General features: G+C 58.7%; 19 protein-coding genes. 7 read left to right on the forward strand and 12 right to left on the reverse strand.

Annotation, left to right across the window (positions count from 1 at the left end):
• Nucleotides 1-17 precede the first annotated feature (17 nt).
• The 11 genes from ABTV29_RS16025 to ABTV29_RS16075 all read right to left on the reverse strand — a co-directional run bounded on the left by ABTV29_RS16025 (nucleotide 18) and on the right by ABTV29_RS16075 (nucleotide 10,958).
• Nucleotides 18-1,337: an NAD(P)/FAD-dependent oxidoreductase gene (locus ABTV29_RS16025; RefSeq protein WP_433765353.1), complete on the reverse strand. Its 1,320-nt coding sequence runs from the start codon at nucleotides 1,335-1,337 to the stop codon at nucleotides 18-20.
• A 100-nt stretch (nucleotides 1,338-1,437) separates the two neighbouring features.
• The gene (locus ABTV29_RS16030; RefSeq protein WP_433765355.1) at nucleotides 1,438-2,160 is read right to left on the reverse strand and encodes a GntR family transcriptional regulator; all 723 of its coding nucleotides are present in this window, start codon (nucleotides 2,158-2,160) and stop codon (nucleotides 1,438-1,440) included.
• A 206-nt stretch (nucleotides 2,161-2,366) separates the two neighbouring features.
• The gene (locus ABTV29_RS16035) at nucleotides 2,367-3,350 is read right to left on the reverse strand and encodes a GlxA family transcriptional regulator (RefSeq protein ID WP_433771902.1); all 984 of its coding nucleotides are present in this window, start codon (nucleotides 3,348-3,350) and stop codon (nucleotides 2,367-2,369) included.
• 57 nt (nucleotides 3,351-3,407) lie between these two features.
• Nucleotides 3,408-4,406: a 4-hydroxyproline epimerase gene (locus ABTV29_RS16040; RefSeq protein ID WP_433765356.1), complete on the reverse strand. Its 999-nt coding sequence runs from the start codon at nucleotides 4,404-4,406 to the stop codon at nucleotides 3,408-3,410.
• A gap of 12 nt (nucleotides 4,407-4,418) precedes the next feature.
• Nucleotides 4,419-5,267 (reverse strand): ABC transporter permease, encoded by an 849-nt coding sequence (locus ABTV29_RS16045; RefSeq protein ID WP_433765357.1) that lies wholly within the window; start codon nucleotides 5,265-5,267, stop codon nucleotides 4,419-4,421.
• A complete protein-coding gene (locus ABTV29_RS16050) occupies nucleotides 5,264-6,112 on the reverse strand; it encodes an ABC transporter permease (RefSeq protein ID WP_433765359.1) in 849 nt (282 codons plus the stop codon). Before ABTV29_RS16050 ends, ABTV29_RS16045 begins: the two co-directional genes overlap by 4 nt.
• Nucleotides 6,109-7,227 carry a quaternary amine ABC transporter ATP-binding protein gene (locus ABTV29_RS16055; RefSeq protein ID WP_433765361.1) on the reverse strand — a complete coding sequence of 373 codons (1,119 nt, stop codon included), beginning with the start codon at nucleotides 7,225-7,227 and terminating at the stop codon, nucleotides 6,109-6,111. Before ABTV29_RS16055 ends, ABTV29_RS16050 begins: the two co-directional genes overlap by 4 nt.
• A 78-nt stretch (nucleotides 7,228-7,305) precedes the next feature.
• Nucleotides 7,306-8,154 carry a glycine betaine ABC transporter substrate-binding protein gene (locus tag ABTV29_RS16060; protein ID WP_433765363.1) on the reverse strand — a complete coding sequence of 283 codons (849 nt, stop codon included), beginning with the start codon at nucleotides 8,152-8,154 and terminating at the stop codon, nucleotides 7,306-7,308.
• Between the two features lie 185 nt (nucleotides 8,155-8,339).
• The gene (locus ABTV29_RS16065; RefSeq protein ID WP_433765364.1) at nucleotides 8,340-9,026 is read right to left on the reverse strand and encodes a GntR family transcriptional regulator; all 687 of its coding nucleotides are present in this window, start codon (nucleotides 9,024-9,026) and stop codon (nucleotides 8,340-8,342) included.
• Between the two features lie 328 nt (nucleotides 9,027-9,354).
• Complete coding sequence (locus ABTV29_RS16070) at nucleotides 9,355-9,966, reverse strand: eCIS core domain-containing protein (protein WP_433765365.1); 612 nt, start codon at nucleotides 9,964-9,966, stop codon at nucleotides 9,355-9,357.
• Nucleotides 9,966-10,958, reverse strand: a complete 993-nt coding sequence (locus ABTV29_RS16075) for an AraC family transcriptional regulator ligand-binding domain-containing protein (RefSeq protein WP_433765367.1) — start codon at nucleotides 10,956-10,958, stop codon at nucleotides 9,966-9,968. Before ABTV29_RS16075 ends, ABTV29_RS16070 begins: the two co-directional genes overlap by 1 nt.
• Before the next feature lie 68 nt (nucleotides 10,959-11,026).
• Here ABTV29_RS16075 and ABTV29_RS16080 point away from each other — a divergent pair, with 68 nt between their 5' ends.
• The 7 genes from ABTV29_RS16080 to ABTV29_RS16110 all read left to right on the forward strand — a co-directional run bounded on the left by ABTV29_RS16080 (nucleotide 11,027) and on the right by ABTV29_RS16110 (nucleotide 16,803).
• Nucleotides 11,027-11,887 (forward strand): sterol desaturase family protein, encoded by an 861-nt coding sequence (locus ABTV29_RS16080; RefSeq protein WP_433765368.1) that lies wholly within the window; start codon nucleotides 11,027-11,029, stop codon nucleotides 11,885-11,887.
• Nucleotides 11,884-12,480 (forward strand): NADPH-dependent FMN reductase, encoded by a 597-nt coding sequence (locus ABTV29_RS16085; RefSeq protein ID WP_433765369.1) that lies wholly within the window; start codon nucleotides 11,884-11,886, stop codon nucleotides 12,478-12,480. The genes ABTV29_RS16080 and ABTV29_RS16085 overlap by 4 nt, the downstream gene beginning before the upstream one ends.
• Before the next feature lie 257 nt (nucleotides 12,481-12,737).
• Nucleotides 12,738-12,905 carry a periplasmic nitrate reductase, NapE protein gene (gene napE, locus ABTV29_RS16090; RefSeq protein WP_433765370.1) on the forward strand — a complete coding sequence of 56 codons (168 nt, stop codon included), beginning with the start codon at nucleotides 12,738-12,740 and terminating at the stop codon, nucleotides 12,903-12,905.
• A gap of 33 nt (nucleotides 12,906-12,938) precedes the next feature.
• The gene (locus ABTV29_RS16095; RefSeq protein WP_433765371.1) at nucleotides 12,939-13,199 is read left to right on the forward strand and encodes a chaperone NapD; all 261 of its coding nucleotides are present in this window, start codon (nucleotides 12,939-12,941) and stop codon (nucleotides 13,197-13,199) included.
• The gene (gene napA / locus ABTV29_RS16100) at nucleotides 13,196-15,700 is read left to right on the forward strand and encodes a nitrate reductase catalytic subunit NapA (RefSeq protein WP_433765373.1); all 2,505 of its coding nucleotides are present in this window, start codon (nucleotides 13,196-13,198) and stop codon (nucleotides 15,698-15,700) included. The genes ABTV29_RS16095 and napA overlap by 4 nt, the downstream gene beginning before the upstream one ends.
• An 11-nt stretch (nucleotides 15,701-15,711) precedes the next feature.
• Nucleotides 15,712-16,197, forward strand: coding sequence for a nitrate reductase cytochrome c-type subunit (locus ABTV29_RS16105; protein ID WP_433765375.1), 486 nt, complete (start codon nucleotides 15,712-15,714; stop codon nucleotides 16,195-16,197).
• 9 nt (nucleotides 16,198-16,206) lie between these two features.
• Nucleotides 16,207-16,803: a cytochrome c3 family protein gene (locus ABTV29_RS16110; protein ID WP_433765377.1), complete on the forward strand. Its 597-nt coding sequence runs from the start codon at nucleotides 16,207-16,209 to the stop codon at nucleotides 16,801-16,803.
• 131 nt (nucleotides 16,804-16,934) lie between these two features.
• Here the strand turns inward: ABTV29_RS16110 and ABTV29_RS16115 are convergent, their stop codons facing one another.
• A complete protein-coding gene (locus ABTV29_RS16115; RefSeq protein ID WP_433765378.1) occupies nucleotides 16,935-17,684 on the reverse strand; it encodes a hypothetical protein in 750 nt (249 codons plus the stop codon).
• Nucleotides 17,685-17,697 lie beyond the last annotated feature (13 nt).

Consider the following 17,697-nt stretch of genomic DNA (forward strand, 5'->3'; position numbering starts at 1 on the left):
GTTAGAGTGATGCGTAATTAACTTTCTTTACCTGCGCGGCACTGGCCCCACATCAAATTCATGTTCACGCCTGCCGAAAGCAGAGGCTCTGGCGGGTTTCTGCTGGGCCCTGGGCAAGACAACAGAAAATCGATCAGCGGGTCTTTCTTGCCGGCCAGCCAGTCCGCCAGCAAGGTGCCGGTCACCGTACCTCGGGTGACACCCAGGCCGTTGCAGCACAGTGCACCGTAGACGTTGTCGGCCAGTTGCCCGAAGTGCGCCATGTGGTTGCGCGACAAGGCCAGCGATCCGCCCCAGGTGTATTCGAAATTGACATCGGGGAGCATCGGGAACCGGCGTTTGAAGGAATCCTTGTGCCGCTCGATAAACCGGTCCAGATACTTTTGATGGCTGCGGCCATCGGCATTGAAACTGAAGCTGTTACGCACCAGCAGACGGTTGTCCACGGTTCGACGCAAGGTCGTACCGAAAGGATCGGCAGGAATGACGCCCCAGTAAGGCCGGCCACCCAGGCGTGCCTGCTCTTCTTCGGTCAGCGGGCGGGTCAGGCTGCCGTAGGTGAAGATCGGAAGCATGCGCCCTTTCAAAAAGCCGAAGTGCATGGCGAAGGCGTTATTGGTCAGCAGCAACTTGTCCGCGACAATTCGGCCATTTTTATGGCTGAGAATGGTTTTCTCGCCGTACTCGACTTCTGTGATGGGGGTGTTTTCATAAAGGGTCACGTTAGCCGGAAGACTGTCCGCCAGACCTTTGACCAGGGCAGCGGGCTGGACCAGCGCCGTACCTGGCGTAAACAGCGCCTTGCGATAGAAATGCGTGCCGATATGGTCCGGCAAGTCTTTCTCTTCGATCATTTCGTAGTCTTGGCCGAGCTTGTCCAGGCCGCGGCGATAAGCATCCAGGACGGAGATGCCGCGGTCCTCGATGGCGGCCTGGTACTTGCCGCACGCACGGAACTGGCAATCAATCCGGTGTTTTTCCACGAGATTCTTCAGGATGCGTTGCCCGGTCAGGTTCAACTCCATGCTGATTTTTGCGGTCTTGATATCGCCGATGTAGTCATCTGCGCCGATATCGTGCGGCAGGTCGATGGCAAAGCCCGCATTTCGGCCGGAGGCCCCGTAACCGACCTCCTGCGCTTCAATCAGGACGATCTCGTCATCCGGGAAGTTCAACGCCAGCTGGCGAGCTGCCGCAAGCCCGGTAAACCCCGCGCCCAACACAACCCAGCGTGCCGAACGGATGCCGGAATGGGCCGGACGAGCAACCCGGGGCTGGCTCAGGTGGAACCAGCCACAAGTGGAGTCATCTGCAGGTGTGTATCTGATTTTTGCCATTTTTCGCGACCTGGGCTCTTTTATATTTGTAAGTTGCTAAAAGCTTCCCTTCCGCACGATCTCGTCACTGGGTAAATGCAAGTGGCATCGGTACTGCTTTTTAGTAGGTAAGTGCTACATCCAACCCTTCCGGCGCGGTGTATTCGGACATCCGGCGGCGCGACAATTCCAGATGCGCGCGCACGATATCCCCGGCCAGAACCTGATCATGGTTTTCAATGGCACTGATCATTTCGTCATGTTGTTGCGCTGCCAATTCCAGATCTTCCTGCATGTCCACGGTCGTGGGATGGCGATAGAAAATCTTCCCCAGCCGCGCATGGTCAATCAGCAAGCGTTGCAGGCTTGGCATCAAATAAGCGTTATGCGCCATCCGCCCGATTTGCAGATGGAACTCATCGTTATAGAGAACGCGCTTCTCTACATCCTTGTCTTCGATGGCTGTACGGAACAGCGCCTGGATGCGCTTGAGCTCGGCAATCTCCGAAGGCGTTGCATGCACGGCCGCCAATTGGGTGGTGGCGATGTAGATCAGCGGTGCGGCCAGGAAAAAGCTTCGCAGCGACTGGTAATTCATTGAAGAGACGCGGGCTGCACGGTTGGCTTCAAGGTCGATGTAGCCCTCCGCTGCCATCTGGCGCATCAACTCGCGCACAGGTGGACGGGAAAGGTTGAACTCGTCGCACAACGCCAGTTCGTCGACGACTGCGCCCGGCGCCAGCTCCATGCTCAGAATCCGGCGTCGCAACGCCTCTCCCAGCACTGCCTTGCGGTCAACGGGCTGATCCGTGGAAGCCTGCGGATCGAGTTCTTTGGTAGCCATCATTAGAAACCTTTGTACGGGTGAGTGAACGCTGTCTACTACCTGTATTCGAACTATAAAACAACATTATTCTTTGTGTCTACAATTAAAATACACATTCAAATCAGCTCTTGAGCCATGGCGACCAGCGGCTGTCCGGGCGTGGGTTTTCCATCGTTGCAGGGTGAGCGCTATTGGCTGAAGGCAGACGGTTGTTGCAGGTTTCCCTACCTGACCAGCCTGATTTCCTTCGACGGTCGATAGCCAAAGTAGGAGCTGTAGCACTTGCTGAAATGGCTCGGCGAAACAAAGCCACAGGCAACCAGGACATCAACCTGCGACAGCTCCGTGTGCTGCAAAAGCCGGCGCGCTTCGGTAATGCGCAACTCCAGGTAATAACGCTGTGGCGTTGTCCCGAGCTGGTCCCTGAACAGGCGTTCGAGCTGCCGGCGTGAACGGCCGGCATAAGCAGCCAGTCGCTCCATCTCCAGGGGTTCCTCGAGGTTGGCGTCCATTAACTTGACCACCTCGCGCAGCGGCGCACTCAAGCAGATATTTTCGGTCGGCTTAATGCGTCGGTAGCGGGACTCTTCAAAGGCAAGAATGTCCTCGATGCCCTCGACCAGTGCCTTGTCGTGCAGCCCCTTGATCCAGTCCAGCGCCATATGGAAGGCCCCGGAAGGACTCGAGGCCGTGAGCCTGTCGCGATCAATCACATAGGGTTCACTGCTGACCTGGGTCGCCTTGCAGAACTCCGCGAGAGCCGGGCGATGCTCGGGGTGAATGGCGCAACGGTAGCGGTCGAGCAAACCTGCGCGCCCCAGGAACCAGGCGCCATTCCACAGTCCGGCAAGTGTGATCCCCAGGTCTGCAGCGGTCCTGAGCACATGGATCAGCTCATCCGCCGCCCGCAGCTCCGTCCTGTAGCCGCCACAAACCACCAGCAGGTCCAGGCTTTGCAGCGCCGGACAATGGATTCGCGCGTCCGGGCGAATAACCAGGCCAAGATCACTGGTGACCTCGCCTTCATTCACCCCGAACGTCTGGGTGGTAAACAGCCCCGGACGCAGCAGATTCGCAGTGACGATCGTGTCCAGCACCTGGGTAAACGCGGGTAGCGAGAAATGTTCGAGCAGCAGGAATCCCGCCCGAACGGTTGGCCGGGGCTGGTTGGGGTCGTTATTGACATAGCGGAGGTTTTTACCCTGCATGCCTCCGCTGAATTGGCGTCGTTCAATCACTCTTCGATCAACTCATTCAGGTTCGAGTCATGCGAGCTGAAAGCCATGACGCAGAGGGTCCCTGTCATCGACGAAAATGGTGTTATGCCCGGTAATTTGCGCCCAGCCGCCGATGCTCGGCCTGATCCCGTCAAACGCACCCACTTTCACGGATGCTTCGACCTTGCCTTCGAAAATCGTGCCGATCAGGCTTTCATTGCGGTAGGTATCTCCGACCTTCAATCGGCCTTTGCCAAACAGTTGGGCCATTCGCGCCGAAGTCCCGGTGCCGCCCGGAGAGCGATCAATCGCCTTGTCACCGTAAAACACCGCACCGCGACCATTGGCGGCAGTGCTGTGTTCTTCGTCGCACCAGATGACATGGTGGACGCCGCTGATTCTGCTGTTCTCCGGATGCACCGGATCACAGATCGGCGCCAGGGCGTCGCGCAGTTTCTGACTCAGGCCGACAATCTCTGCCGTGGTCAAACCGTTCAAGCCAGGCCAGTTTTTCTGGGGCTCGACCACCGCGTAGAAATTCCCGCCGTAGGCGATGTCCACGACAAGCTCGCCAACGCCGGGCACCTCCACCACCAGATCGGCGCTGTGCAGGTAGCTGGCAACGTTGAACAGCCGGATGGAGTCAACGTATTCACCGTTCATGGAGTAGTCGACATCCACCCGCCCCGCAGGCGTCTCGATAGCCAGCCGGCCAGGTTCGCGGGGTGTGACCAGGCCTTCTTCGATGACCACGGTGGACAGCCCGATGGTGCCGGCCCCACACATGGGCAGGCAGCCGCTGACTTCGATGAACAAGGCACCAAAGTCGCAATCATCACGCACAGACGGATAGATGATCACGCCCGACATGATGTCGTGGCCGCGCGGTTCGAACATCAATGCCGTGCGTACCCAGTCATGCTCGCGAACGAAAATCTCCCGCCGTTCCGCCATCGACACGGAGGGCAATAACGGCCCTCCTCCCGTCACGACCCGAACCGGGTTGCCGCACGCATGGGAATCCACACAAAAAAAGCTACGTCTCATTCAGGGAAACCCTTAAACCAGTTTGCGTGGGGAGTGACGCTGCAACGCGCCACGGGACAGGCGATCGAGAAGCAGTGCGACCGCGACAATCGCCAGGCCGGCACGCAGGCCCAGCCCCATCTCCATCCTTGTCAGGCCTCGGGTGACTTCGGCACCCAGCCCGCCAGCACCCACCAGCCCTGCCAACACCACCATGGCCAGCGACAGGAGGATGCATTGATTGAGCCCCACCAACAGGGTCGGAGCGGCGGTGGGCAATTCGATCTTGAACAGGATTGACCTCGGGGAAGCGCCGATGGCCTGACCCAGTTCGAGGAACTCCTTGGGCAACTGCTTGAACGCAAGGGTCGTCAATCTGAGCATCGGTGGAATGCCGTAGACGATGGTCGCGATGATTGCGGGCACGCGCCCCAGGCTGAACAGCATCACCGCAGGAATCAGGTAAACCCATGGCGGAACCGTCTGCATGATGTTGAGGATCGGCAAGAACGCCTCATCGACCCGCTTCACACGTGCCGCCAGCACACCCAATGGAAAGGCAATGGAAACCGAGATCAGGACCGCCACCGAGACCAGGGCGATGGTCTGCATGGACGCGACCCACAGCCCGGAGAACAGACAGAAGGCGAGCATCAGGGCGGCAAACAGTGCCACTCGTTTGTTGGCAAGAAAGAATGCCAACACCACTACACCGGCGATCAGGGCATAGGGATGCGGCGCAAGCAGCGCAGCTTCAACACCGCCCAATACCGTTTCGATCACCCGGCTGATGACTTTGAACAGCCCGTGCAGATTGGCGTTGAGCCAATCGACGGCGGGCGCCAGGAACGCGCCTGGCGAGAAATGGATTTCTGCACTCATTTCGATTCTCCCATCCGAGAACGCGCCGCGCTCTGGGCCAGTCGATCCAGAATCATGGTCAGGATCACAATGGCGATGGCCGCATTGATCGATTTGGCGATATCCAGGGTGCGAACCGCACCGTAGATCGATTCACCCAAACCGCCGGAGCCGACGATACCGGCGATGACCACCATGCCGAAGGCCATCATCAGGCTCTGGTTGACCCCGGCCATGATGCTGGGCATGGCAAACGGCAGGCGGATCTTGAAAAACATCTGCCATCCGGTGACGCCGCTGGCTTCCCCCAGCTCGATGAATTCCTTGGGCGTCATGCGGATGCCCAGGGAGGTCAGGCGCATGGCCGGTGGAAGAGCGACGATGAAGGTCGCCAGCAACGCCGTTGCGGTGCCGTAGCCCAGCAGCGCAATGGCCGGCAGCAGATAGATGTAGGGCGGCATGGTCTGGATAAGATCCAGAAAAGGGTCCACGACGCGATCGAACGAAGGCGCGAGGCCCGCAAGTACGCCCAACGGGATTGCTACAACCAGGGCAAGTACCGTGGCGGTCAGAACCAGGGCGAGCGTACTCACGGTCTCTGGCCAGAGGCCAATCACATCGCAAAACAGCAGCGCCAGGCCAGTCAGTATCGCGAAACGCAGCCCGACCGCCCGCCAGCCGATCAAGGCAATGACAATCGCAATCACGTAATACGGTGGGTAGGCGATGCACCACTGCACCCCTTCGTAAACGCCTTTCAAAAACGCGTTGGTCGTATCGAACAGCGACTCTCCGTTGTCCATCAGCCATTCAAGGCTGGAGTCGACGACCGAATCGAACTGGTTGGAAAAGTCTGGCGTGCTCATGTTGACGCCTCCAGTGCTACGGCCGCCGGGGCTGCCGCGAACTCATTGGGAACACCCTGCACGCCACGCAGCAAATCACGGGGCGTGATGATCCCGACCACCACACCGTTATCCACCACGGCGAGGGCATCACGATCGGAATTGACGGTGAGCCCGATCAGCTCGTTGATATCTGCCTCGACTGAGGTCTTGCTGAGTTTGCTGATGTCGCAGCCCGGGTTTGCGACCTTGAACGCCTCCACGGGCGTCATCACCGAATGGGCCCGCACTAGGTGCAGCCTGGAAATACCCGCCACAAACTCTGCGACGTAATCGTCGGCCGGGTTGAGCACGATCTCTTCGGCAGTCCCCACCTGAATAATCGCCCCGTCCTTCATGATCGCGATCCGGTCGCCGATGCGAATCGCTTCATCCAGATCGTGGGTGATGAACACGGCGGATTTGCCCAGCTCCTTGGTCAGCTGGCGAAACTCGTCCTGCAATTGCCGACGGATCAAGGGGTCAAGCGCACTGAAAGGCTCGTCCATCAGGATCACTTCCGGGTCTGCGGTGATTGCCCGCGCCAACCCGACCCGTTGCTGCATGCCGCCGGACAGTTCGCTGGGATAGCGCGACATCCAGTCGCTCAATCCGACTTTCTTCAAAGCCTGCTCGGCTACCTTGTAGCGCTCTGCCTTGCCTACGCCCTGGACTTCCAGGCCAAAGGCGGTGTTTTCCAGAACAGTACGGTTAGGCAGCAAGGCCACGCTCTGGAAAACCATGCCGATATGACGCGCCCTCACCTCTCGAAGCTGTGCGGCATTCAAGGACGAAAGTTCTTTGCCCTTGACGACGATCTTGCCGGCGCTGGGTGTGATGAGTTTGTTCAAAAGCCTGATCAGGGTAGATTTGCCACTGCCTGACAATCCCATGATGCAGAAGATCTCTCCACGTCGAACCTGGAGGCTGACGTTCGAGACTCCAACCACGCAACCGTAGTTTTGCAGGATCTGGGTCTTGGTGAGTCCCTGCTGAACGACAGCATTCATCGCAGCAGGTGCGGCCTTCCCGAAGATCTTCCAGACTGACTGGCAATCTATCAGTACTTCGTTGGTATCTATTTTGGGCGTTGTCATTTTTCGTACCCGTCGAACCAGTTATTCTGGTTTTTCTGATGAATCAAAGGGCGGCAGTGGCGTTTAAAGAACAGCTCGTTATTTTTTTACGTTTTCCCAGCGTTTCAGAAGATCGGTGTGACCCTCTGTCCAGCCCTGAATGGCCTGCTCCATAGTCTTGCCGTCTTTCACTTCACCGTTAATTGCAGTGATATCTGCGATCGGCACATAAACGCTGGCCATGACCTCACGTGCACGCGGATATTCCTTGGAGAAATCCTTGTGACCAATCCAGTAGTAGCCTTGTGGCGGAGGGAATACACCTTTTGGATCCTTGAGGAACTTCAGGTCAAACTTCTGCGCCATCCATGAGGGTTCCCACACGGTGACTGCAACCCACTCTTTACGGTCGACCGCCGATTTCAGTGCCGCCGTCATGGCAGCGGTACTGCCTTCGAGCAAGTTCAACTTGATGCCGTATTCGGTGACGGCCTTGGCCGCGTCGTTCATCAGGCCTGAACCGGGCTCGATGCCGATGATCTTGCCGCCGAACTTTTCGGAGTTGGCATTGAGCTGTTCAATAGAGTCGATATCGACGTATTTAGGAACCGCAATGGCCTGGTACAAGCCATAGGAAACCGGGGACAGTTTTTCCAGGCGGTTTTTGTTTTTATTCCAGTAGTCGTTTGCCGCGTAGTCAGTTTGAGAAGCAAGAACCTGGATATCACCCTTGGTCAAAGCGGCGTATGCAATACCCCACTCGGAGAACTCGATGACTTTTACGCTATAACCGGAATCTTCAAGCACCTTTTTGGTAATACCGGTAATAGGTGTCAAGTCTTCCCATGTCAGCGTTCCCATGGTGATTGTTTTTTCTTCCGCATGAACAGGCAGCATTACCATGCCCATCATTGCGACTGCGCAGACTGCCTTCCAGATTCTTTTCATGGCGTTCCTCGATCTACGTTCAAATTATTATCAGTCTCTAAGCAATAGAGATCCGTGGTGCACAGCAGCAAGCTCACCCTTATTTCAGTTGTTGCCTATCAACGCATTGCGGAGTTGATATTCAATGCCGGTTTGTCTGGCATTAACTTGTATTGACCTTCACGCCAGACGGGTGAAGGTCGATATCATTTAATTGAAAGCGGCAGGTCTGCCTTGATCCCTTGAGGCGCAATAAACATTTCCATGTTTTCGCGAGAAAGTTCCCAATGTTCGAATACCAGATCGACTACAGCGTTCTCGTCACGATGCTCGATGGCTTCAATAAACGAGTCGTGGTGTTCTGCCGAAAGCTGCAGGCGTTTCTCGGTGTCCTGATCCGTGGGACGGAAAAACGTATGGCCGATTCGCGCATGGTCAATCAGTAGTCTTTCCAGGCTGGGCTCAAGGTATTGATTGCCCGACATCTCACCCATGATTGCGTGGAAGCGATTGTTTTCCACGACCATCATCAGCGCATCGCGCGAAACCGTCGCCGCCCGGAACCGCAGCTGCGTTTCCTTCAGGTCAAGCAACTGATGGGGTTTGAAGTTTTGCACCGCAAGGCGGCCGATGGCGGCGTAGACCATGGGCGCTACCAGGAAGAAGTTGCGCAGTGTGGAGTGATTCATCGGGATCACCCGGGCGCCGCGGTTTTCCCTGATATCGATGTAACCCTCGCCCGCAAGGCGCCGGAATACTTCTCGCACCGGTGTTCTGGAAAGACCGTACCGCTCGCTGATGGCCACCTCATCCAGCACTTCGTCCGGATCGAGCTCCATCGTGAGAATCTGACGCTTGAGATCGTCGTAAAGAGTGCTCTTGCCGTTTTTCACAATGACCTCCCGAGGCAGTCAAATCAGCGGTTACGGCTTGTTGTTGAATTCAGATTCGCACGGGTTTCGGGGGGCGTCAATGATTTGTATTTTATCTGTATACACAGAAAATACTGTAGAAATTCACATGGAATAATGAATTATTCCTTTTGAATCATCGGGTTATGTTTTTGTGATGAAATTTAGATGGTCGTTAATAGAAATGTCATCTGTCGCAAATTGAACGGCTTTTCGCTTCAAGTTCTGGTAGTTGCCAGAACCGGATGTCCGCAGGCGTCATTTCCCGCGCCGTAAACGACATGCTGCCCAATTGCAAAATGGACAGCTTTCAGCGATGCCCACTCTCTTCGGCACTGCCCTGGCGCAATGCCCGCCCGACCTCAAGCTGAATGTCATACGCCGGCGCCTCGACCGCGTTGAAATCCTGGGTATAGCGCTGGGCAAACCCTTCAACGCCCCATTCCTGGTACTGCTGCACGTGCTTGAGCTCGTGGGCCCAGAGCGCGATGTTCTGCTCTGCGTCCTTGACGTCGCGGAAGATGATGATGTCGATCAGCGTTACCGCGCCGATATCGGGGTTTTGCAGCATGGCCGTGGCGGCGCTGAACTGGCCGTTGTCACTGACTTTGTAGAGGGCTGCGTCGAGGATGCTGGGCGCGTACCAGCGCAGCAGTTGTTCGCGGATCGGTTCCGGGATCGGTTGAGTGCCGGCGATGGCGGCTTCGGCACGGGACTGGCTCAGCCACAGCGCCAGGGCGGGCGCCGCCATTTGATAGATGCCGTCAGGCAAGCCGGTGATCTGGCCCAGGTCCGGCAGGCAGATGCAGTCGTCCAGGCAAATCCGTTTCTGGCCTGATGGGCAGGTGGTGGCCTGAGCCGATGCATCAAGGCTCAGGCAAAGGGCCAACAACGCCAGCAGGCGCGCGGTAAGGGGGCGCATCACGGCTCCACGGATGGTAACTGATCGAAAGTTGCGTCTGTGCGCCAGCGTTTGCGGGCATGGACATAGGCCGCCAGATCGCTGTAACCCAGTTGCGTGGCGATCTGCGCGCGGCTGTTGCCTTGCAGTTCCAAGTACTGTTCCAGCTCGGCGCGCACCCGATCGAGCAGATAGCGGAAAGTCATGCCTTGCTCTTCCAGGCGGCGTCGCAAGGTGCGGGCGCTCTGATGCAGTTCCTGCGCCTGGGTCTCGATATTCGGGACCTGCCCCGCGATGAGGCTTTGACGAATCCCCTGCGCCACCCTGCCCGCCCAGCCGCTGAGTTGATGTTGCTGTGACAGGCGGCGATCCAGTTCCTGGCGCAGCACTTCCACCATTCCGGCATGGTGCGTCTGCAGCGGAACCTGAAGGCTGGATTTAGTGAAATACAGGCGGTTGTGCTCACAGTCGAACTGCACGTTTTTGCCAAACCATTGGGTGTATTGCCCGTGATAAGCCGGGCGCGGATGGGCAAAACAGGCGCGCTGCGGCACCAGATGGATGTTCGCACCGATGCGCAATACGCTGAGCGACATCACGCTGTAGTGCTCGACGACATAGCGCACCAGGCTGGCCGGGGCGTCGATGCGCAGCTCCACACCCAGGCAATCGCCGTCCTCGACCAGCACGACGGTATCCATGTCCGAGGCCAGCGTCGCGTAACGCGCCCAGAAGCGGATCGCCTCCTCGAGGTCGACGCTATACAGGCAGGCATGGGCCAGAACATGCCAATCCTGGCGGCTGAAACTCGAGAACAGATTCAGGCCGATGGCCGGATCGTGGGCAGCCGCCCGGGCCCAGAGTTGCTCAAGGGCGACCATGCTGTAGTTGCTGCGGGACTGCAGCGTACGATTCTCCAGATAGCGTTCCAGCACTCGCCCGAGCGGGCCGCGGTGGAAGCGCTCGGGCGAAGGGTTGACCGGTTTTCGGGTGATTCTGTCCGCTTTGCACATATCCCGTGATGGACCCTTGGTTTCTTATTGGATGGCCTTGCCAATATTGGCTCCAACCAGAGAGTGCCATGAATACAACAATAATCACCAACAGTCCGATACCGATCATCATCGCCATCCTGATTGGCTTCATCGTCCTCGAAATCGCCTGCTCCTGCTTCACTCAGCCTCGTGGACAGCGGCGTGACGCGATCATCGAAATCGTCGGTTCCAGCCTGCTGATGCTGGTCACCCTGCCGCTGGTCACCTTCCTCACCCACCTGTTGCTGGAACACTTCGCGCCGCAATTGAAGGACAGCCTCGCCGGCCTGCACTGGCTGCTCGGCCTCGGCCTGTTTCTGGTGCTGGACGACATGACCCAGTACTGGTGGCATCGGCTCAGCCACAAGGTGCCATTCCTCTATTCGCTGCACCGTGCGCACCACTCCGCGCCCTACATGAGCATCCGCATCGTCTACCGCAACAACAGCTTCTATTACCTGCTGATGCCCGGCCTGTGGTTCAGCGGCGTACTGATCCACATGGGGTTGGCCCAGGTGTATTTCGGCTACCTGATCGTCAAGATGCTGGTGATCTTCTCCGCCCACAGCAGCGTGCCCTGGGATGAAAAGCTCTATCGGATCCCGGTGCTGCGCCCGCTGATGTGGCTGCTGGAGCGGACCATTTCCACCCCCGCCACCCATTCGGCGCATCACGGCCTGAATGCCGATGATGGCGTCACCAACTACAAGGGCAACTTCGGCAACCTGCTGTTCTTCTGGGACGTGCTGTTCGGCTCGGCGAAAATCACCCGCCGGCGCCCGGAGCAATACGGCATCGAAGACATGAAGCCGGTGAGCTGGCAGGAGGAATTGTTCTGGCCCCTGGCGCGCACCAAGCGCCCTCAAACCCAAAACCAAACCCCATCCAACCAGGAGCTGGCCAAATGAGCCTGAACATCGTCCTCATCGCCGGCTCCAGCCAGGCCGATAGCCAATCTGCCAAGGTCGCCGGGTATCTCGGCGGGCGCCTGCAAGAGCTGGATATATGCGCCCGGCCCAAGGTGCTCGATCTTGGCACCGCGCCCCTGCCCTTGTGGCCCGCCGAAGACCACCACGGAATCTGGGCGGACCACAGTGCCCTGCTGCGTGAAGCCGACGCGCTGGTGGTGCTGACCCCGGAATGGCACGGCATGGCGTGCCCGGCCCTGAAGAACCTGTTCGTCCACGCCGGCTACAAGGAGCTGGGCCACAAGCCGGCCTTGCTGGTGGGCATCTCCTCCGGCCAGGGCGGCGCCTATCCGCTTTCCGAGTTGCGTGCGTCGAGCTACAAGAATTGCCGTATCTGTTATCTGCCCGAGCAGTTGATCGTGCGCCAGGTGGAGTCGGTGATGAATGGCTCCGACATTGCCGGTGCCGGGGACATGCGAATCCGGCGCCGGGCCGACTGGTCGCTGCAGGTACTGGCCGAATATGCCAGGGCGCTTCGCGGCTTGAATCAACGGATCAGCCTGGACAATCCCGAGTTCGCCAACGGTATGTAAGGGATCGACGCAATACCTGTGGGAGCGAGCCTGCTCGCGATGGTCGTCAACGATAATGAGGGCTGTCTGTATGCCAGCGGTGACTGGGCCTCCATCGCGAGCAGGCTCGCTCCCACAGGTTGATAACAACTAAGCGCTATTAAGTAATTTATATAGCGGATACAGAAGCTTTGCCGCCGGTCGCCAAACGCACCCTCAATAACCACAGCTTTATTAGGTGAACTAGTCTCTCTGCAAGTTCGGCTGGAGATTGTTCAATGTCATTGGCTGAAGAACAAAAAACACAGCGCCGCAAGGAAACCCTGCTGTTCCTGTTTCTTGTCGTCTGCCTGTTCCCCTTGCTGTCCGTGGCCATCGTCGGTGGCTACGGCTTCATCATCTGGTTTTTCCAATTGCTCTACGGCCCGCCCGGACCGCCTAACTGATCAACTTCGGTAAGCGCCTGATGGAGTCAGTCCATGGATGAAACCCTGCATATAGCCAGCCTTGTCGTACTTGCCCGCCCGGAGTTGTTCGAAGCGGTCAAAGCCAACTTGCGACTTCTCGATGGCGTGGAACTGCATCAGGAAAGTGCCGCCGGAAAACTGGTGGTCGTGCTTGAGACCACCGACGAAAACCAGATCCTGCAACGCATCGAACAGATCAACAACTTGCCCGGCGTACTCAATGCCGCGTTGATCTATCACCAAGTCCTCGACCACGCAGGGGAAACCCAATGAGCATGACCCGTCGGGAATTCGTCAAGGCCCAGGCCGCCGCCATTGCAGCCGCCGCTGCCGGCCTGCCGATCGCCACCTCCGCGAGCAACCTGATCACCGAAGCGGACATGGTCACCCTGGACTGGAACAAGGCGCCCTGCCGTTTCTGCGGTACCGGCTGCAGCGTGATGGTCGCCACCCGGGACAACAAGGTGGTCGCCACCCATGGCGATGTGAAGGCCGAGGTCAACCGTGGGCTGAACTGCGTGAAGGGTTATTTCCTGTCGAAGATCATGTACGGCGTCGACCGCCTGACCCAACCGCTGCTGCGCATGAAGGACGGCAAGTTCGACAAGCAGGGCGAGTTCCAGCCGGTGAGTTGGGACAAGGCCTTCGACATCATGGAAGAAAAATTCAAGCAGGCCCTGAAAAGCAAAGGCCCCGAGTCCATTGGCATGTTCGGCTCCGGGCAATGGACGGTGTGGGAAGGCTACGCCGCCAACAAGCTGATGAAAGCCGGATTTCGTAGCAACAATATCGACCCCAATGCGCGGCATTGCATGGCTTCGGCGGTGATGGGTTTCATGCGCACCTTCGGCATGGATGAACCGATGGGCTGCTACGACGATATCGAAGCCACGGACGCCTTTGTGCTCTGGGGCTCGAACATGGCCGAGATGCACCCGATTCTCTGGAGCCGCGTCACGGACCGGCGCCTGAGCCAACCCCATGTCAAAGTCGCGGTGCTGTCGACCTTCGAACACAGAAGCTTTGAACTGGCCGACATTCCCATGGTGTTCAAGCCGCAAACCGACCTGCTGATCCTCAACTACATCGCCAACCACATCATCGAAAGCGGCGCGGTGAACAAGGACTTCATCAGCAAGCACACGCGCTTCGCCAAGGGCGCCGACGACATCGGCTATGGCCTGCGCCCGGACGATCCACGGGAGAAACAGGCGAAGAATGCCGACAAGGCCAACACCTGGACCGACATGTCCTTCGAGGATTTCGCCGCGTTCGTCAAACCCTACACCCTGGAACGCACGGCAAAGGAAACCGGGGTCACGGCCGATCGCCTCAAGAGCCTGGCCGAGTTGTACGCCGATCCCAAGCGCAAGGTCGTGTCGTTCTGGACCATGGGCTTCAACCAGCACACCCGTGGGGTCTGGGCCAACAACCTGATCTACAACATCCATTTGCTCACCGGCAAAATCAGCGAGCCGGGCAACAGCCCCTTCTCGCTGACCGGCCAGCCCTCGGCCTGCGGCACCGCGCGGGAAGTCGGGACCTTTTCCCACCGGCTACCCGCCGACCTGGTGGTGACCAATCCCCAGCACCGCGCCCACGCGGAGCAGATCTGGAAGCTGCCCGCCGGCACCATCCAGGAGAAAGTCGGCTTCCATGCGGTGCAGCAGAGCCGCATGCTCAAGGACGGCGTGCTCAACGTCTACTGGACCATGGCCAGCAACAACATGCACGCAGGTCCCAACATCATGCAGGAGGTGTTGCCCGGCTGGCGCAACCCGCAAAACTTCGTGATCGTCTCGGACGTCTACCCCACCGTGTCTGCCCAGGCTGCGGACCTTATCCTCCCCACTGCCATGTGGGTGGAAAAGGAAGGCGCCTTCGGCAACGCCGAACGCCGCACACAGTTCTGGCATCAACTGGTGAGCGCGCCGGGTGAGGCCAGGTCGGATCTGTGGCAATTGCTGGAGTTCTCCAAGCGCTTCACCACCGATGAGGTGTGGCCTGCCGAGCTGTTGGCCAAGACCCCGGAATACAAAGGCAAGACGCTGTTTGATGTGCTGTACAAAAACGGCCAGGTCGATCAGTTTCCGGTCGCGCAAATCGAGTCCGGCTTCAAGAACGATGAAGCCAAGGCCTTTGGTTTCTATGTGCAGAAAGGCCTGTTCGAAGAGTACGCACAGTTCGGTCGCGGTCATGGTCATGACCTGGCCGGCTTCGACCGTTACCACAGCGAGCGCGGCCTGCGCTGGCCAGTGGTGGATGGCAAGGAAACCCGCTGGCGTTACCGCGAAGGGCTCGACCCCTACGTCGAGACCGGCAGCGATGTGCAGTTTTATGGCCAGCCGGACAAGAAGGCGATCATCTTCGCCCTGCCCTACGAACCACCGGCCGAAGCCCCGGACGCTGATTACCCGTTCTGGCTGAGCACGGGTCGGGTTCTGGAGCACTGGCACACCGGCAGCATGACCCAGCGGGTCGAGGAGCTGTACAAGGCCGTGCCCGACGCGCTGGTCTACATGCACCCCGAGGACGCCAAGGCCCTGAAGGCGCGGCGCGGCAGCGAGGTGAAACTGATCAGCCGGCGTGGCGAGATCCGCGCGCGCATCGAAACCCGCGGGCGCAACAAGCCACCGCGCGGCCTGGTGTTCGTGCCGTTCTTCGATGCCAACAAGCTGATCAACAAGGTCACGCTCGATGCCACCGATCCGATCTCCAAGCAGACCGACTACAAGAAATGCGCCATCCGCATCGAATTGATCAGCGCGGCTTGAGGAGAACCGTCATGCCCTTTCGAATCCTGCCGTTGGTGTTGCTCGCACTCATAGGGGTGGCGATCGCCGCCGAGGTCGATTACCCGCTCGATGCACCAGGCCCGGACGGTCGGCGCCCCGGCGGCACCATCACCCAGTCCCTGCCCGCCCCGCCACTGGCCGAAGATGAAAACAAGGACATCAAGCGCGAGCGCAACTACCCGGACCAACCGCCGACCATTCCCCACAGCATTCGCGGTTACCAGATCGACAAGAACGGCAACAAGTGCCTGTCCTGTCACAGCCGGGCCAACAGTGCGCGCACCCAGGCGACGATGATCAGCATCACCCACTACATGGACCGCGACGGCCAGGCGCTGGCGGCGGTTTCACCCCGTCGCTACTTCTGCAACCAGTGCCACGTGCCACAAAAAGACGTGCAGCCGCTGGTGGGCAACAGCTTCGAGACCATCGACAAAATCCTGCAAGACGACGCCAACAACGCGAAGAAGCCTTGAGGAGATGCCATGAAAGCACTGTTCGCCCTGCTCAAGGACTACTGGGGCATCCTGCGTCGTCCCAGCGTTTACTTCAGCCTGGGCTTCCTGACGCTGGGCGGTTTTATCGCCGGGATCATTTTCTGGGGTGGTTTCAATACCGCTCTGGAGCTGACCAACACCGAGAAGTTCTGCACCTCTTGCCATGAAATGCGCGACAACGTGTTCGTCGAATTGCAGGAAACCATTCACTACACCAACCGCTCCGGCGTGCGCGCCAGTTGCCCGGACTGCCACGTGCCCCATGAATGGACCCACAAGATCGCGCGCAAGATGCAAGCCTCGAAGGAAGTCTGGGGCAAGATTTTCGGCACCATCGACACCCGCGACAAATTCCTCACCCTGCGTCGTGAACTGGCGGAACACGAATGGGCCAGGCTCAAGGCCAACGACTCGCGCGAATGCCGCAACTGCCACAACTTCGAATTCATGGACTTCACCCGCCAAAGCAAACGCGCGGCGGCCATGCACTCGACGTCGCTGGCCAGCGGCGAGGCAACCTGCATCGACTGCCACAAGGGCATCGCCCACAAACTGCCGGACATGAGTGGGGTCAAGGGCTGGTAGTGCCACATTCCCTGTAGGAGCGAGCTTGCTCGCGATGGTTGCAAGAACGCCACGGGGTGTCAGATGCCCAGCGTCATCGTTGTCGACCATCGCGAGCGTGCTCGCTCCTACAGGGGATTTCGATTCGGCCTTCAGAATGTGTGAAACAGCATCAACCCACCCTCTGCATCCGGGCTCGCATCGGAAAACCCTTTGACCGCGTACAACTGGATTTTCCACTCGTGGTTGAGCCTGTGGGTGAGGAACAGCGTGAGTTCCTGAATCTGTGAGCCGGTGGAGACGACTTTCTCCCGCCAGTCATAGGAAGCGCCCGCCGATGTGCGTGGCGCGACGGGCATGGCGAAGCCGAGGGTGGCAAATATCGGGTCGTCGAAATTGGTATCGGCCGGGTCGCCGAACTTTTTCCAGCCCAGGGTTGCAAAGCCCGTCACCCGGCCAAAGGCCTTGGCGACATCGACCTGGGCGGTGTAGTCGGTTTTGCCGGTGCCCAGGCACTGGTCTTCATCGGCCGTGGGAAACTTGACCTTGCCGATCAGGTCCAGCAACAGCCCCCCTTCACTGCCATCGAGCAATGCATAGTCCGCGCTGGCGACGGTATCGCCCATGCCGCTTTCAACATCCCTGCACCCGCCGGGCAACGGGTCGCCATCGGGACCGACTTCGGGGTTGGTGATGCGCAGCCAGGGCACGGTGACCTTGTAAATCATGGGACCGGTTTCGTACTTTGCCACCACCGGGACGTACCAGATTTCCGAGGTGGTGCCCGTGCCATAGTCGCCGCTTGAATAGTCGACACCGATGGCTGTGCTGAAAGTATCGGCCAGGGCCGGTACGGCAAGACTTGCCAGCAGGCTGGCAAACAGGGGGAGCATGGGTCTCATCTTCACCTCAAAG

The sequence above is a fragment of the Pseudomonas putida genome (genome assembly GCF_050989985.1).
Lineage (GTDB): Bacteria > Pseudomonadota > Gammaproteobacteria > Pseudomonadales > Pseudomonadaceae > Aquipseudomonas > Aquipseudomonas putida_AI.